Genomic DNA, 13,541 nt, shown 5'->3' on the forward strand with positions numbered 1-13,541 from the left:
GCAGTCCTCTATGAGCTTTCTCATTTTTTCGGAGTTCATCGGACACCTCAATAGGAAAGCTCGCTACTGCATGTTCCTCTAGATCATCGCCGTTCTGGAGATAAAAACATGCAGAGATTCAAAGGCTACAGCGATATCTGTGCGTCAAGCAGGACGCGCGCCGTAGTTGAGGTCCTGGAGCGGCGCGGAAGGGCATCGGCGCACCGCTCCAGGATCATCGCACGGCCGCGGCGGCGGGGGGCTGGCCGTTGTTCCGCAGGTGCTCACTATCGAGTATGTATTGCCGAGCAGCGCTCGGCAACGGGCCTAAGACCTTTGGACCCGCTACCCCGGACTAAGGTCCTAGGCGCGCTGGCATTCCTGAAAGAGCGCCGATGCACGCCTCAGGCGAGATTCGCTGCAATACGAGAGAGAAGTTCATTGGACAATAAGTTTATCCTATCGCCGCAATCGGAAAATCCAACTTAAACTAATGGAACTGAATCGGTATGGTCGCACCAGATGCAGCTGCTGCCCCTTCAGTGCAGCGGCCAGCTCTGACGCACCGCCATGCAGAACGCCCGAGGTTGAAGACCGATGTCATCTGGATGGCGCAATTGAAGCCAAGCGCAATGGAGAGCATAATGGATTCCAAGGTCGAGAGTGCGGGCAAGTGTCCGGTGGCGCACACCCACACGGCCCATGGCGGAAGGTCGAATCGGGACTGGTGGCCGAACCAGTTGAATGTGAAGATTCTTCACCAAAACTCGTCGCTGTCCGACCCCATGGGCCAGGCGTTCAACTATGCCGAGGAATTCAAGAAACTCGACCTGGAGGCTCTGAAGAAAGACCTCCATGCGCTGATGACCGATTCGCAGGATTGGTGGCCGGCCGACTTCGGCCATTACGGGCCGCTCTTCATCCGCATGGCATGGCATAGCGCGGGCACCTACCGCACCGGCGACGGCCGCGGCGGTGCGGGTGCGGGCCAGCAGCGTTTCGCGCCGCTCAACAGCTGGCCGGACAACGTCAATCTCGACAAGGCGCGCCGGCTGCTTTGGCCAATCAAGCAGAAATACGGCAACAGCATTTCCTGGGCCGACCTGATGATCCTCACCGGCAACGTTGCGCTCGAGTCGATGGGCTTCAAGACCTTTGGCTTTGCCGGCGGCCGCGCCGACGTTTGGGAGCCCGAGGAAGACGTCTACTGGGGTGCCGAGGATACCTGGCTTGCCGACAAGCGCTATACGGAAGAGCGAGAGCTCGAAAAGCCGCTGGCCGCCGTGCAGATGGGCCTGATCTATGTGAATCCGGAAGGTCCTAACGGCAACCCGGATCCGCTTGCCGCCGCAAAGGACATCCGCGAGACCTTCGCCCGCATGGCGATGAACGACGAGGAGACTGTAGCGCTGATCGCCGGCGGACATACGTTCGGCAAGACGCACGGTGCTGGCGACGCCTCGCATGTCGGCGTTGAGCCCGAAGGCGCGGATATCGCCGAACAGGGCTTCGGCTGGACCAGCAGCTTCGGAACCGGCAAGGGCGGCGACACGATCGGCAGCGGCCTGGAAGTCACCTGGACGAGCACGCCGACGAAGTGGAGCAACAACTTCTTCTGGAACCTGTTCGGCTACGAATGGGAGCTCACGAAGAGCCCGGCCGGTGCGCATCAGTGGACGCCGAAAAACGGTATGGGCGCGGGCACGGTTCCGGATGCCCATGACCAGTCCAAGCGCCACGCGCCGGCCATGCTGACGACCGACCTCGCGCTGCGCTTCGATCCGGCTTACGAGAAGATCGCGCGGCGCTTCTTCGAGAACCCGGACCAGTTCGCGGATGCGTTTGCCCGTGCCTGGTTCAAGCTGACCCATCGCGACATGGGGCCGCGGGTGCGCTATCTCGGCCCGGAGGTTCCGTCCGAGGAACTGATCTGGCAGGATCCGGTCCCGGCCGTCGACCACCCGCTCGTCGACGAAGAGGACATCGCCGATCTCAAGGAACGGATTCTTGCGTCCGGCCTGTCGGTCTCTCAGCTGGTATCGACCGCCTGGGCGTCGGCATCGACCTTCCGCGGTTCGGACAAGCGCGGCGGGGCAAACGGTGCGCGCATCCGCCTCGCACCGCAGAAGGATTGGGAGGTCAACCAGCCGGCCCAGCTTGCGACCGTGCTCGAAACGCTTGAAGGCATCCGGAAGGCATTCAACGATGCCCAGTCCGGCGGCAAGAAGGTATCGCTCGCAGACCTGATCGTGCTCGGCGGCGCCGCCGCGGTCGAGAAGGCGGCGAAGAACGCCGGCCACGACATCGAGGTTCCCTTTGCGCCCGGCCGCACCGATGCGACCGAGGAGCAGACCGATGTGGACTCCTTCGGCGTACTGGAACCGATCTCCGACGGCTTCCGCAACTATCAGAAGGGCGACTATCTGATTTCGCCGGAAGAACTGCTGATCGACAGGGCGCAGCTTCTGACGCTGACCGCACCGGAAATGACGGTTCTCATCGGCGGCATGCGCGTGTTGAACGCCAACACCGGGCAGTCCCAGCACGGCGTGTTCACGACGCGGCCCGAGACGCTCACCAATGACTTCTTCGTCAACCTGCTCGACATGGGCACGGCATGGAAGGTCTCTGCGGAATCGAAGTATGTTTTCGAGGGGCGCGACCGCAAGACGGACGAAATCAAGTGGACCGGCACCCGCGTTGACCTCGTCTTCGGTTCGAACTCGCAACTGAGGGCCATTGCCGAGGTCTATGGCCAGGGCGACTCGCAGGAGAAGTTCGTCCGCGACTTCGTGGCGGCCTGGACGAAGGTGATGAACGCCGATCGCTTCGATCTCGTCTGATCGCGAGCCGAAAGACATGCGGGCGCGGCCGCCTTGGCCGCGCCCACCTCACTGATGCAGCAGACGGCAAGGCACGTCATACACCGAGCCTTTGCCGCTCGGTGATCCGCCAGGCCCGCGGCGTCATGCCGATGTGGCGGACGAAGAAGCGTGAGAAATAGGCTGCGTCCGAGAAGCCGAGGCGGAAGCTGATCTCCTGGACGCTCGCACGGGTGAAGACGAGCTGGCGCCTCGCGGCGTCCAGCAGCCGTCCGGCGATCACCTCGTGCACGCTCTGCCCGGCGACTGCGCGGACGACGCGATTGAGATGGGTCGGCGACAGGCCCAGCTCGCGCGCATAGTAAGCGGCCGGACGGTGGTCCAGATAGTGCTGCCGGAGCAGGGCGTCGAATCGTTCCATGCGCCGCTCGTTTTCGCTCTCCCCGGCTGGCCCGCTGTCGCGCGGCTCATCCGCGAGCCGCGCCGCCAATCCCAACACCGTCGTCAGATAGGCATCGAGCAGGCCGGTGCGGTGGCTGCGGCGCGCGTCCCATTCCTCGGCCAGGCGCTGCAATGTCTCGGCGATGTAGCGGCCGTCGTCGCTATCGCCGAGTGGCGTCAGGCGGGGTGTCGCCAGCCAGCCGCCGAGCCTGTTGCGGCCACCCGGCGCGACCGGCAGATGCGATGCGAGCACCGTGAACACGAAACCGTCGATATCAGCCGAAAAGCGGAAGCCATGGCTGACGGCGGGCGGGATGGTAATCACCGCCGGCGGCGAAATCGGCCTGGCCGTGCCGTCGAACAGCGCATCGCCTGAACCCTTGGCGATGTAGAGGATCTGAAAGAAGCTCTCGTGGCGATGAAGGCCGATCTCCCAGTGGTGCAGGCGGCTGCGCGAAGGGATTGTCTCGCAATGCAGCCAGAAATCCGGCCGTTCTCCGGATTCCTCGCCATAGAGCTCGTAGGTCGGGACAGGTCGCTTCATCTGGCTCACGCAGCATCGATGTTCGAAAAGTCCAATAACATGGCAGAAATGTCCATTGAGACAAGGGCCGGCGGCGCGCAAACTTCCCTGATAAAGGCAATTTTGCCGGGCACATCAACGGCTTCGCCGGCTTGTATGGTGAGGAGATACATGCGAACCCAAGTCGTCATCATCGGTTCCGGCCCGTCCGGTCTGCTGCTTGGGCAATTGTTGACACTGGCGGGCATTGACAATCTTGTCCTCGACCGCGCCAGCAAGGAACACATTCTCGGCCGGGTGCGCGCCGGCGTTTTGGAGGAAGGCACCGTCCGGCTTATGGACGAGGCGCAATCGGGAACGCGGATGCATGCCGAAGGCCTCCCGCATGACGGATTTTCGCTCGCTTTCGACGGCCGTGATCATCGTATCGACCTCAATGGTCTGACGGGCGGCAAACGGGTGCTGATCTACGGCCAGACGGAGCTCACTCGCGACCTGATGGATCATCGCGAACAGTCGGGCGCGTCGTCGATCTACGAGGCGGCAAATGTGAAGCCGTATAACTTTGAGAGCCATGCACCTTACGTCACCTATGAAAAGGACGGAGTCACCCATCGGATCGATTGCGATTTCATCGCTGGCTGCGACGGCTTCCACGGGGTCAGCCGCAGGTCCCTGCCGGAGCGCGCGATCCGCGCCTATGAGAAGGTCTATCCCTTCGGCTGGCTCGGCATCCTCGCCGACGTGCCGCCAGTCGATCACGAACTGGTCTATGCCAATCACCCGCGCGGCTTCGCTCTATGTTCGATGCGGTCCTTGAGCCGCAGCCGGTACTACATCCAGTGCCCGCTCGACGAGAAGCTCGACGATTGGGACGACGAGCGTTTCTGGGACGAGTTGCGTCGCCGCCTGCCGATCCATCATGCCGAACGGGTGGTGACCGGTCCTTCCTTCGAGAAATCGATCGCGCCGCTTCGATCCTTCGTCGCCGAGCCGATGCGCTTCGAGCGAATGTTTCTTGTCGGCGATGCCGCCCATATCGTGCCGCCGACCGGGGCCAAGGGGCTGAACCTTGCGGCGAGCGATGTGCACTACCTGTTCGAGGGCTTGCTCGAGCACTATCAGGACCGCTCCAATGCAGCCGTCGACGCCTATTCGGTCCGGGCGCTCGCGCGTGTCTGGAAGGCGGTTCGCTTTTCCTGGTGGATGACGACGATGATGCACCGTTTTCCCGACACCAGCGAATTCGACCAGAAAATCCAGGAGGCCGAGCTCGACTATCTCACCCATTCGCGGGCCGCGGCGACGGCGCTCGCCGAGAATTATGTCGGGTTGCCGTTTTGACCTTGTGCTGTGCCGAGGGAAGGGAGGTTTGATAGAGGAGTATTCATAACTATGCAGTTATGTGGGGCGGCCTATCTTTCATTATTCACCGCCGTCTCAAGTGGCAAACTGACGACGATCAATTCGCAGTTGATCTTGGACGGGCACCGGACGGGAGTGAGCCGAGTGCCGTGGGGAGGAAAAATGAAACGGACTATTCTCGCCGCCTTGGCGGCACTTACGATTGGGGGTGCAGCGCATGCCGACACGATCAAGGTCGGCGTCATCGGGCCGTTTTCCGGCCCGTTCGCGCTGCAGGGCAAGAACTTCAAGGCCGGCATCGATGCCTATATGGCGCTGAACGGCAGCAAGGTCGGCGACGACGACATCGAAATCATCTACCGGGACGTGCCGCAGCCCGATCCCGCTCAATCCAAGGCGCTGGCGCAGGAGCTCGTTGTCAAGGAAGGCGTGCAATATCTCGCCGGCTTCTATTTCACGCCCGACGCGATGGCGGTAACGCCGCTGCTCGAGCAGGCCAACGTGCCGCTCGTCATCATGAATGCCGCAACGTCGGCGATCGTCACCAAGAGCCCGCTGGTCGTGCGCACCTCGTTCACGCTCTGGCAGACCTCGACGCCGATCGCCAAGGTGGCGAAGGACGCCGGCGTCTCGAAAATCATCTCGGTGGTCAGCGACTACGGCCCGGGCGTCGACGCCGAGAACGCTTTCAAGAAGGGGTTCGAAGCCGCGGGCGGACAGATCGTCGAGGCGATCCGCATGCCGCTCGCCACCAATGACTTCTCGCCGATCATGCAGCGCATCAAGGATTCGGGGGCCGAAGGAGTCTTCGCCTTCCTGCCCTCCGGCCCGACGACGCTTGGCTTCGTCAAGTCCTTCAACGAAAACGGCCTAAAGGGCGCCGGCATCAAGTTCTTCGCACCGGGCGACCTGACGCAGGAATCGGACCTGCCGGCACTTGGTGAAGCTGCACTTGGGATCCAGACGACCTTCCACTACGCGGTCTCGCACGATTCGCCGGAAAACATGGCGTTCGTCGAGGCGGCCGGCAAGGCGATCGGCAATCCGGCCGAGCTTTCCTTCCCCTCGGTCGGCGCCTACGACGGCATGCACGTCATCTACAAGATGATCGAGGCGACGGGCGGCGAGCAGGACGCACAGAAGGCGGTCGAGGCCGTCAAGGGGCTTTCCTGGACGAGCCCGCGCGGACCGGTGTCGATCGATCCGGAGTCGCGCCACATCACCCAGAACATCTACCTGCGCGAAGTCGCCAAGGCCGAGGACGGCACCTATTACAACAAGGAGATCGCGACCTTCGAGAAGCAGGGCGATCCCGGTCTGGCGGCGCTGAAGTAAGGCCGTTCGGGGAAAGGGATGCGGGGCCGCTGGCCCCGCCCTAGCGGAACAGGATGGGGTTAATGCAAACCGTCTTCAGCATAGCGGTCGACGCGCTCGCTTACGGCATGGTGCTGTTCGTGATCTCGATCGGTCTTTCCGTCACCATGGGCCTGATGCGCGTGGTCAACCTCGCCCACGGCGCCTTCGCCATGATCGGCGGATACATAGCCTCCTATGCCGCACGCGATCTGGGGCTCGGCTACGGTTTCGCGGTGCTCTTTGCCGTATTCGGAACGATCGCTATCGCCGTGCCGATCGAGCGCCTGCTTTACCGGCGCATCTACGGGGCTCCGGAACTCACTCAAGTGCTGATGACGATCGGCATCACCTTCTGCATCATCGGCATCGCCAATTACGTCTTTGGCCCTACGCTGAAGACCGTTCCCCTTCCTTCGGCGCTTCAGGGGTCGGTCGATCTCGGCTTCCGATCGATCGCCACGCACAGAATTTTTGCCATCCTTTGCGGCCTCTCCGTTGCCGCCGCCCTCTGGTACCTGATCGAAAAGACCGCCTTCGGCGTGAAGCTTCGGGCGGCCGTCGACAATGCCGCGATGGCGGCGGCGCTCGGCGTGCGCACCGAGATCGTCTATGCGGTGAGCTTCGCCGTTGCCGTCGGGCTTGCCGCGCTCGGCGGCGTCGTCGGCGCCGAACTGCTGCCGGTCGAACCCTATTACGCGCTACGCTACATGGTGACCTTCCTCGTCGTGGTTTCCGTCGGCGGCGCGGGGTCGATACCGGGTGCGTTGATCGCCTGCCTGCTGCTCGGCGGCATCGATACCGCCGGCCGCTATCTCGTGCCGGAATTCGGCGAATTTTTCTTCTACCTCGCGGTCATAGCCATCGTCTGCGTCTTTCCCCGCGGGCTTTCCGGAAGGACAAGTTAGTGACCATGGCAACGATGAACGATGCGATGACGAGCGCGCCCGGCAAAGGGCGCAAGCTCGCCCGCGATCTCGCCGGTCTTGCGGCAATTCTGCTCTTGGCCGTGCTCGGCTATCTCCTGTTTCCGAACAATCTGGCGCTGCTGACGCGTATCACCGCGATCGCGCTCCTGGTCCTGTCGCTCGATCTTGTTACCGGCTATTGCGGCGTGGCGACGCTCGGCCATGCCGCGCTCTTCGGGTCTGGCGCTTATGCGGCCGGAATTGCCGCGGTTCACTTCGGCATCACCGATCCGCTGCTGATGCTCGCCTGCGGCATTCTCGGCGGTGCTCTTGCAGGCCTCGTCTGCGGTATCGTCATTCTCAGGGCGCACGGTCTTCCGCAGCTGGTCCTGTCGATCGCGCTCATTCATCTGTTCCACGAGTTTGCCAACAAGGCCTCCTCCTGGACAGGCGGCAGCGACGGGCTCGCCGGCATCGCGCCCGATCCGCTGCTCGCTCACTTCGAATTCGACCTTTGGGGCCGCACCGCCTATGTCTTCGGCATTGTCCTGCTTGCAGTCGTCTTTACGATCTTGCGGCTCATCGTCCGTTCGCCCTTCGGCATGCTCTGCCGCGGCATCAAGGAGGACCCGATCCGCATCCGCGCCATGGGCGCCTCGCCGAAGCTTGCCTTGATGAAGATGTACGTCATTTCAGGCGCGGTTGCCGGAACGGGCGGCGCGCTCAATGCCATCTCGACACAGGTCGTCGGCCTCGACAGCCTGTCCTTCACGCTCTCGGCCGAGAGCCTTGTCATGCTCGTCCTCGGCGGCACCGGCTCGTTGTTCGGCGCGCTCACTGGCACGATCGTCTTCATGTTCTTTGAGGATGTCGTTTCCGCCGCCAACCCGTTTCACTGGCTGACCATGGTCGGCGCCCTGCTGATCGCCGTCGTCCTCTTCGCGCCGAAGGGTCTCTACGGCACCCTTGCCGGTCTGGCGTCCAGATGGCGGAGTACGCCCCGATGAGCGCGATCTTCGAAGTCAGGAACCTGAAGCGATCCTTCGGCGGTCTTGCCGTCACCAACAACGTCAGCCTCGCCATGGCACCGGGCGACCGCGTCGCGCTGATCGGCCCGAACGGCGCTGGCAAGACGACCTTGGTCAATCTCGTGACCGGCAACCTGGCGCCCGATTCCGGCGATGTCCAGCTCGGCGGCGAGAGCATCACACGCATCGACGCGATCGGGCGGGTGCAGCGCGGCCTGGTACGCTCGTTTCAGGTGACGCGCCTCTTCCAGGAGATGACGCCTGCCGAACACGTGGCTCTTGCGGTGTTGCAACGCGACGGACGGGCGGGCCGCCTGTTCGTCCATTTCCTCGCCATGCCCGACGTCATGGCGGAAGTCGGCGAACTGCTCGGCAAGCTCGGGCTTCGCGAGCTGATGCACCGGCCGGTCAGCGAAATCGCCTATGGCCAGCAGCGGCTTCTGGAAATCGCCGTGGCGCTGGCGCTGAAGCCGAAGGTGCTCCTCCTCGACGAGCCGGCGGCCGGCGTGCCGCAAAGCGACACCGGTCGCATCGAGCAGGCGCTCGCAGACCTTCCGGCCGATCTCGCCGTGTTGATGATCGAACACGACATGGACCTCGTCTTTCGCTTTGCCAAGCGCGTCATCGTGCTCGCCGCAGGCACGATAATCTTCGACGGCTCGCCGTCGGACGTCACTAAGGACCCGCGCGTGCGCGAAGCCTATCTCGGGAGCTATGCCAATGCCGGCCACGCCGCTTGAAGTCGAGAACCTGTCGGCCGGCTACGGGCCGACGCGGGTGCTGGAAGGGATTTCCTTTTCGGTGCCTGCCGGGGCGCGGCTCGCCGTGCTCGGCCGCAACGGCATGGGCAAGACGACGCTGCTCGCCACGCTCGCCGGCCAGACGCGGCGTTACGACGGACGCATCCGGATCGGCGAGACGGACGTCACGGCGATGCCGAGCGCCTCTCGCGCGTTGAAGGGCCTCGGTTTCGTGCCGCAGGCGCGCTGCGTCTTTCCGACGCTGACGGTGGAGGAAAACCTCTTCGTCGGCCTCAAGGGACGCCCCAAAAACGCGCTCAAGGAAGCCTACGAGATGTTTCCGCGTCTCTACGAGCGCCGCAAGAATCTGGGTTCCCAGCTCTCCGGCGGCGAGCAGCAGATGCTGTCGACCGCCCGATCGATCCTCGGGCGTCCCTCCGTCCTGCTCCTCGACGAACCGCTCGAGGGGCTGGCGCCGGTCATCTGCGAGGAACTGATGAAGGCCTTCGCCGAACTTGCAAAGGTCGGCGACATGACGATCCTGCTCGTCGAACAGCGCATTCAGAGCGCGCTCGATTTCGCCGACCACGTCATCGTTCTCGAGCGGGGAAGGCTCGCGTGGAGCGGAACGCCGGCGGCGCTGACGAAGGATCACACGGCCGTCGAGCGGCTTCTGGGAGTCGGCGGCTTGCATTAGCCGCCGTCCGATCGGCGCTGTGGGCCGCTTGGTCGTATCGCCGACTTAAGGAGGATTTTCTCAAGGAAATCCGGCGGAATGCCCTCAAAAATTTGAAAGTCTTTCGCTTTCGCCGTCGAAATGGGCGGCTAGCGATCATGCGCGCGACGCCGCACAATTAGGGCGCTGCATGGGTATCCCATCCGGCGCGGCCCAATGGTCGCCACGACCGCTCGACGAAGAATTCCGGAGAGGGGTCAAAAATGCAACGGCCGGATGCTGGAGGAGCAGCGACCTGGCCTCTGTTGTTCGGCTGCGTCGAGATGACGGCTGCCAAGGGAGGAAATATGCTTGAGCGACTGTTCAAACTGAAAGAGCACGATACGACGATCCGCACGGAGGTGGTCGCCGGTCTCACGACATTCCTGACGATGTCGTACATCATCTTCGTAAACCCCGATATCCTGTCGACCACTGGCATGGACCGTGACGCGATCTTCGTCGCGACCTGTCTGGCGGCGGCGCTCGGTTCCGCCGTCATGGCGCTCGTCGCCAACTGGCCGATCGGCATGGCGCCCGGCATGGGCCTCAATGCCTTCTTTGCCTTCACGGTCGTGGCCGCTCTCGGCTTCACCTGGCAGCAGGCCCTCGGCGCGGTGTTCATCTCCGGCCTCATCTTCCTGTTCCTGACGGTCACCGGGGTCAGAAGCTGGCTGATCGCCGGCATCCCGCATTCGCTGCGCAGCGCCATCGCGGCCGGTATCGGCCTGTTCCTCGGCATCATCGCGCTCAAGAACGCCGGCATCGTCGTCGACAATCCGGCAACGCTGGTCGGCCTCGGCGACCTCAAGCAGACCGGGCCGCTGCTCGCCATTCTCGGCTTTTTCGTCATCGCAGTGCTCGACTCGCTGAAGGTCCGGGGCTCGATCCTGATCGGTATTCTCGTGGTCACGATCCTGTCCATGTTCCTCGGGGTTTCCGAGTTCAAGGGCGTGGTCGCGGCGCCGCCGAGCATCGCTCCGACCTTCATGCAGCTCGACATCATGGGCGCGCTGCATGGTGGCCTCGTTCACGTCATCCTCGTCTTCGTGCTCGTCGAGGTCTTCGACGCTACCGGTACGCTGATCGGCGTCGCCAAGCGGGCGAAACTCGTCGAAGAGGGCAAGCCGAACCGTCTCGGGCGCGCCCTGCTTGCCGACAGCTCGGCGATCATCGCCGGCTCTCTGATCGGCACCAGCAGCACCACGGCCTATGTCGAGAGCGCCTCCGGCGTGCAGGCGGGCGGCCGGACGGGTCTGACGGCGCTCACCATTTCGGTGCTGTTCCTTGCCGCCCTCTTTATCTCGCCGCTGGCGGCCGCCGTTCCGTCCTATGCAACGGCGCCGGCGCTGCTTTACGTGGCCGGGCTGATGATGCGCGAGCTCACCGAAATCGAGTGGGACGACCTGACCGAAGCGGCACCGGCGGCGCTGACCGCGATCGCAATGCCCTTCACCTACTCGATCGCGAACGGGCTGGCTTTCGGATTCGTGAGCTACGTGGTCCTGAAGATCTGCACCGGCCGCTGGAGCGTCATCCATCCCGCCACGCAGATCGTCGCCGCCCTTTTCGTCGTGCGATTCGCCTTCTTTGGCGGTTGACGGAGTTCCGGAGGGGCGACCAACGCCCCTCTCATGACAAAACGAAATCGGCCGGACCCGTCATATTGCGGGTCCGGCCGATTTTCGTTCAACAAGCAATCGGCTGAAGATGGCGGGTTAAGCCGGCAGCATCTCGCGAAGCCGCAGCAGGGCGATTCTTTCCACCTGACGGCAGGCGGTCTCGAACTCCGTCTCGCGGTCGTTGCCGATGCGGCTTTCGAAGGCGGCGAGGATGTCGTCCTTGCTGCGGCTCCTGACCGCAATAATGAAGGGGAAGCCGAACTTCTCGACGTAGGACGCATTGAGCGTCGTGAAGCGCTCGCGCTCGCCGTCCGTCAGGGCGTCGAGTCCGGCTGAGGCCTGCTCGTTGGTCGAGCTCTCGGTCAGGCGCTTTGCCTGGGCGAGTTTGCCGGCGAGGTCCGGGTGGGCGTTGAGCACCGCAAGCCTTTCCGCATCGCTCGCCTCTCGGAAGACCGCGGTCAACGCCGCGTGCAGGCCGGTCGCCGTGTCGGTTGCCGGAGAAAGCTCGCCGGCGAAGGCGCGCTCGGCGATCCAGTCCGAATGTTCGAATATGCCGCCGAAGCGGGCGACGAACGCCTCTTCGGAAAGCAGGAACGGGCGGTCGCCGTGCGGCTGGAACGGATAGGCCTCGGCCCAGTAGCGGGCGATGTCGATCCGGCGCGCCAGCCAGACCTTGCCGTGGCTCTTCACATAGTCGATGAAGCGGGCTAGTGCCGCGGCCCGGCCCGGCCGGCCGGCGAGGCGGCAGTGAAGGCCGATGCTCATCATCTTCGGCGACCCTGCCTTACCCTCGGCATAGAGAACGTCGAAGCTGTCCTTCAGATAGCTGAAGAATTGGTCGCCGCTGTTGAAGCCCTGTGCCGTCGCGAAACGCATGTCGTTGGTGTCGAGCGTATACGGAATGACGAGCTGAGGCCGGTCCTGATGCTCGTGCCAATAGGGCAGGTCGTCGGCATAGGAGTCGGAAACATAGTCGAACCCGCCGGCTTCGGTGACGAGGTCGAGGGTGTTTTCCGAACAGCGGCCCGTATACCAGCCGCGCGGCCGTTCGCCGGTGACGATCGTGTGGAGCCGGATCGCCTCGGCGATTTCGGCGCGCTCCTGTTCGACACTGAAATCCTTGTGCTCGATCCATTTCAGTCCGTGCGAGGCGATCTCCCAGCCGGCATCCTGCATAGCAGCGACCTGCGTCGGCGATCGCTTCAGCGCGGTCGCGACGCCATAAACGGTGACCGGCACCTGACGTTCCGTGAAAAGCCGGTGCAGTCGCCAGAAGCCGGCCCGCGCGCCATATTCGTAGATCGACTCCATGTTCCAGTGGCGCTTGCCGGGCCAGGCCTGGGCGCCGACGATTTCCGACAGAAACGCCTCCGATGCCGCATTGCCGTGCAGCACGCAGTTTTCGCCACCCTCTTCGTAATTGACGACGAATTGTACGGCGATCCGTGCTTCGTTCGGCCAAACGGCCTTTGGACTGGGGCCGTATCCCAGGAGATCACGGGGATATCTCATGCAACTTTCCTCCTGATTTTGTCGCTGGATAGCCAGTCGTAGCGAGAAATCCGCGGGCTCATTCCCCTCGAAAAATTTGAAAGTCTCGAAGCTCGCGCCCGCTACACAAAGGGACCGGTGCTTTGGATACTTCAGCCGTTGAGAGTGAGTGGGAGGAGCGACACGCATGCGATCTCGAGGCGGAAACCCGGGGCGTCTGACGACCCATGTGCTGGACACGGCAAGCGGCAAGCCTGCGGCGAAGCTGCGCATCGACCTTTACCGTCTGGATGGCGAGTGGCGGGAGCATCTCGTCTCGGCCCGGACGAACGACGACGGCCGCTGCGATGAGCCGCTGCTCAGCGGCGAGGCGATGACGACCGGCATTTACGAGTTGCGCTTCCATACCGGCGAATATCTAGGGGCCGAGAGCGGCAGCAATCCGTTCCTCGATCTCATCCCGATCCGCTTCGGCATTGCCGATCAAAACGCGCATTACCACGTGCCGCTCCTGCTTTCCCCCTACGGCTATTCCACCTATCGCGGGAGCTGAC

Annotated in this window: 12 protein-coding genes; 9 read left to right on the forward strand and 3 right to left on the reverse strand. The window is 63.3% G+C overall.

Going from position 1 to position 13,541, the window contains the following annotated elements; all coding sequences use genetic code 11:
* Positions 1-623 precede the first annotated feature (623 nt).
* Entirely contained in the window at positions 624-2,822 is a 2,199-nt protein-coding gene (katG, locus tag CO656_RS01555; RefSeq protein WP_179864677.1) for a catalase/peroxidase HPI, read from the forward strand.
* 76 nt (positions 2,823-2,898) lie between these two features.
* Here the strand turns inward: katG and CO656_RS01560 are convergent, their stop codons facing one another.
* Together CO656_RS01560 and CO656_RS30080 are read right to left on the reverse strand one after the other, a co-directional pair.
* Positions 2,899-3,786, reverse strand: a complete 888-nt coding sequence (locus tag CO656_RS01560) for a helix-turn-helix domain-containing protein (protein ID WP_037416948.1) — start codon at positions 3,784-3,786, stop codon at positions 2,899-2,901.
* A 5-nt stretch (positions 3,787-3,791) separates the two neighbouring features.
* Complete coding sequence (locus tag CO656_RS30080) at positions 3,792-3,938, reverse strand: hypothetical protein (RefSeq protein WP_210421632.1); 147 nt, start codon at positions 3,936-3,938, stop codon at positions 3,792-3,794.
* Between CO656_RS30080 and pobA the strand changes: the two genes are divergently transcribed.
* The 7 genes from pobA to CO656_RS01595 all read left to right on the forward strand — a co-directional run bounded on the left by pobA (position 3,937) and on the right by CO656_RS01595 (position 11,475).
* Entirely contained in the window at positions 3,937-5,109 is a 1,173-nt protein-coding gene (pobA, locus tag CO656_RS01565) for a 4-hydroxybenzoate 3-monooxygenase (RefSeq protein WP_097524559.1), read from the forward strand. The genes CO656_RS30080 and pobA overlap by 2 nt on opposite strands.
* Positions 5,110-5,292: 183 nt before the next feature.
* On the forward strand, positions 5,293-6,465 hold the full coding sequence (locus CO656_RS01570; protein ID WP_097524560.1) for an ABC transporter substrate-binding protein: 1,173 nt from the start codon (positions 5,293-5,295) through the stop codon (positions 6,463-6,465).
* 62 nt (positions 6,466-6,527) lie between these two features.
* Positions 6,528-7,391 (forward strand): branched-chain amino acid ABC transporter permease, encoded by an 864-nt coding sequence (locus tag CO656_RS01575; protein WP_037416953.1) that lies wholly within the window; start codon positions 6,528-6,530, stop codon positions 7,389-7,391.
* Between the two features lie 5 nt (positions 7,392-7,396).
* Positions 7,397-8,398, forward strand: coding sequence for a branched-chain amino acid ABC transporter permease (locus tag CO656_RS01580; protein ID WP_037416993.1), 1,002 nt, complete (start codon positions 7,397-7,399; stop codon positions 8,396-8,398).
* Entirely contained in the window at positions 8,395-9,159 is a 765-nt protein-coding gene (locus CO656_RS01585; RefSeq protein WP_097524561.1) for an ABC transporter ATP-binding protein, read from the forward strand. The genes CO656_RS01580 and CO656_RS01585 overlap by 4 nt, the downstream gene beginning before the upstream one ends.
* The gene (locus tag CO656_RS01590) at positions 9,140-9,856 is read left to right on the forward strand and encodes an ABC transporter ATP-binding protein (RefSeq protein WP_037416957.1); all 717 of its coding nucleotides are present in this window, start codon (positions 9,140-9,142) and stop codon (positions 9,854-9,856) included. The genes CO656_RS01585 and CO656_RS01590 overlap by 20 nt, the downstream gene beginning before the upstream one ends.
* A 326-nt stretch (positions 9,857-10,182) precedes the next feature.
* A complete protein-coding gene (locus CO656_RS01595; protein WP_037416995.1) occupies positions 10,183-11,475 on the forward strand; it encodes an NCS2 family permease in 1,293 nt (430 codons plus the stop codon).
* A 117-nt stretch (positions 11,476-11,592) separates the two neighbouring features.
* Here CO656_RS01595 and puuE read toward each other — a convergent pair whose 3' ends face one another.
* On the reverse strand, positions 11,593-13,008 hold the full coding sequence (gene puuE, locus CO656_RS01600; protein ID WP_097524562.1) for an allantoinase PuuE: 1,416 nt from the start codon (positions 13,006-13,008) through the stop codon (positions 11,593-11,595).
* Positions 13,009-13,174: 166 nt separating this feature from the next.
* Between puuE and uraH the strand changes: the two genes are divergently transcribed.
* Positions 13,175-13,540 carry a hydroxyisourate hydrolase gene (gene uraH, locus CO656_RS01605; RefSeq protein WP_097524563.1) on the forward strand — a complete coding sequence of 122 codons (366 nt, stop codon included), beginning with the start codon at positions 13,175-13,177 and terminating at the stop codon, positions 13,538-13,540.
* Position 13,541 lies beyond the last annotated feature (1 nt).

Origin of the sequence: Sinorhizobium sp. FG01, assembly GCF_002531875.1 — a bacterium.
GTDB lineage: Bacteria > Pseudomonadota > Alphaproteobacteria > Rhizobiales > Rhizobiaceae > Sinorhizobium > Sinorhizobium fredii_C.